This window comes from Microvirga solisilvae, from assembly GCF_022808595.1.
Taxonomy (GTDB): Bacteria; Pseudomonadota; Alphaproteobacteria; order Rhizobiales; family Beijerinckiaceae; genus Microvirga; species Microvirga solisilvae.
In genome coordinates, this window is sequence record NZ_JAKUCN010000016.1 from 1 (window position 1) to 2,500 (window position 2,500).

Annotated in this window: 2 tRNA genes and 2 rRNA genes (1 of these 4 cut by a window edge); all 4 read left to right on the forward strand. The window is 54.6% G+C overall.

Going from position 1 to position 2,500, the window contains the following annotated elements:
- The first annotated feature begins 187 nt into the window (after positions 1-187).
- Positions 188-1,674: ribosomal RNA gene (locus tag MJ639_RS17695) — 16S ribosomal RNA — on the forward strand.
- Between the two features lie 160 nt (positions 1,675-1,834).
- A tRNA-Ile gene (locus tag MJ639_RS17700) sits at positions 1,835-1,911 on the forward strand.
- A gap of 11 nt (positions 1,912-1,922) precedes the next feature.
- A tRNA-Ala gene (locus MJ639_RS17705) sits at positions 1,923-1,998 on the forward strand.
- 265 nt (positions 1,999-2,263) lie between these two features.
- A 23S ribosomal RNA gene (locus MJ639_RS17710) occupies positions 2,264-2,500 on the forward strand (it continues 2,571 nt past the right edge of the window).
- The 16S and 23S rRNA genes sit together here with 2 tRNA genes alongside, the layout of an rRNA operon.

The window sequence follows — 2,500 nt, forward strand, 5'->3', positions numbered from 1 at the left end:
TTTGCTCTTTGACAAGTGAAGAAAGAAAGAGAAGCGTAGGCGGCGGTGTCCTTGCGGATCATCCTGTTGGATGGTCGAGAAGACATTGACCGGATCTATGCTTTGGTGAGTACACCGCTTCGATCGCAAGATTGGAGTGAGATGGACTCTGTCAATTTAAGTGTAGTGACAGTCAGATCAAATTCTTCAACTTGAGAGTTTGATCCTGGCTCAGAACGAACGCTGGCGGCAGGCTTAACACATGCAAGTCGAACGCATCCTTCGGGGTGAGTGGCAGACGGGTGAGTAACGCGTGGGAACGTGCCCTTCAGTTCGGAATAACCCAGGGAAACTTGGGCTAATACCGGATACGTGCGAGAGCAGAAAGATTTATCGCTGAAGGATCGGCCCGCGTCTGATTAGCTAGTTGGTGAGGTAAAGGCTCACCAAGGCGACGATCAGTAGCTGGTCTGAGAGGATGATCAGCCACATTGGGACTGAGACACGGCCCAAACTCCTACGGGAGGCAGCAGTGGGGAATATTGGACAATGGGCGCAAGCCTGATCCAGCCATGCCGCGTGAGTGATGAAGGCCTTAGGGTTGTAAAGCTCTTTCGGCGGGGACGATAATGACGGTACCCGCAGAAGAAGCCCCGGCTAACTTCGTGCCAGCAGCCGCGGTAATACGAAGGGGGCTAGCGTTGTTCGGAATCACTGGGCGTAAAGGGCGCGTAGGCGGCTTGATAAGTCGGGGGTGAAAGCCTGTGGCTCAACCACAGAATTGCCTTCGATACTGTCTGGCTTGAGACCGGAAGAGGTAAGTGGAACTGCGAGTGTAGAGGTGAAATTCGTAGATATTCGCAAGAACACCAGTGGCGAAGGCGGCTTACTGGTCCGGTTCTGACGCTGAGGCGCGAAAGCGTGGGGAGCAAACAGGATTAGATACCCTGGTAGTCCACGCCGTAAACGATGAATGCCAGCCGTTGGGCAGCTTGCTGCTCAGTGGCGCAGCTAACGCTTTAAGCATTCCGCCTGGGGAGTACGGTCGCAAGATTAAAACTCAAAGGAATTGACGGGGGCCCGCACAAGCGGTGGAGCATGTGGTTTAATTCGAAGCAACGCGCAGAACCTTACCAGCCTTTGACATGTCCCGTATGGTTGCTGGAGACAGCTTCCTTCAGTTCGGCTGGCGGGAACACAGGTGCTGCATGGCTGTCGTCAGCTCGTGTCGTGAGATGTTGGGTTAAGTCCCGCAACGAGCGCAACCCTCGCCCCTAGTTGCCATCATTCAGTTGGGCACTCTAGGGGGACTGCCGGTGATAAGCCGCGAGGAAGGTGGGGATGACGTCAAGTCCTCATGGCCCTTACGGGCTGGGCTACACACGTGCTACAATGGCGGTGACAATGGGCAGCTAACCCGCGAGGGTGTGCTAATCCCAAAAAGCCGTCTCAGTTCGGATTGCACTCTGCAACTCGAGTGCATGAAGGTGGAATCGCTAGTAATCGTGGATCAGAACGCCACGGTGAATACGTTCCCGGGCCTTGTACACACCGCCCGTCACACCATGGGAGTTGGTCTTACCCGACGGCGCTGCGCCAACCGCAAGGAGGCAGGCGACCACGGTAGGGTCAGCGACTGGGGTGAAGTCGTAACAAGGTAGCCGTAGGGGAACCTGCGGCTGGATCACCTCCTTTCTAAGGATGATCCCTCAAGACAACTTCGGTTGTTTTATCGGATCTCTTCAGAACAAAAGAGCTCAGTCAGAGCTCGCTATGCGGGACGCTGCCGTCTTCGTTTCTCTTTCTTCTCCGGATACAGTGATCGGGTCACGTGAGTGATCTGGGATGTCGGTTCGGGCCTGTAGCTCAGGTGGTTAGAGCGCACCCCTGATAAGGGTGAGGTCGGACGTTCGAGTCGTCCCAGGCCCACCATTATCTTGATTGGGGCCTTAGCTCAGCTGGGAGAGCGGTAGCTTTGCAAGCTTCAGGTCGTCGGTTCGATCCCGACAGGCTCCACCAAGATCCTTTGATCAGGTCATTAGACCATATCCGGTGTCATTGAGGTTCGTGTTCTCCCCTTTGGGGTGAGAGCGCGGATGTTTGAAATCGTAAAGAGGCAGCATATTCGGCAAGCAGGCAACCTAGTCCTGCGAACCAGCCACGGCCCGCAGCCGTGAGCGCCGGATATGCTTGGCAAGCAAAATAGACGTCTTTGGAGAAATCCGAAGACGGGTCTTTCTTGGATCATGTCCGGCTCTGCCGAGCGGACATCGATCATGAGAGTAATCAAGTGTCGTAAGAGCATCTGGTGGATGCCTTGGCGCTGAGAGGCGATGAAGGACGTGGTACGCTGCGATATGCTTTGGGGAGCTGCGAACGAGCTTTGATCCAAAGATCTCCGAATGGGGAAACCCACCTTCGATCCTTTGTATTGTGACGTCATTGGAAACAGTGATGTTGCATTACGGAGGGTCAGATGAAGGTATTAGACCCTGAATCCATAGGGGTTTAAAGCGAACCC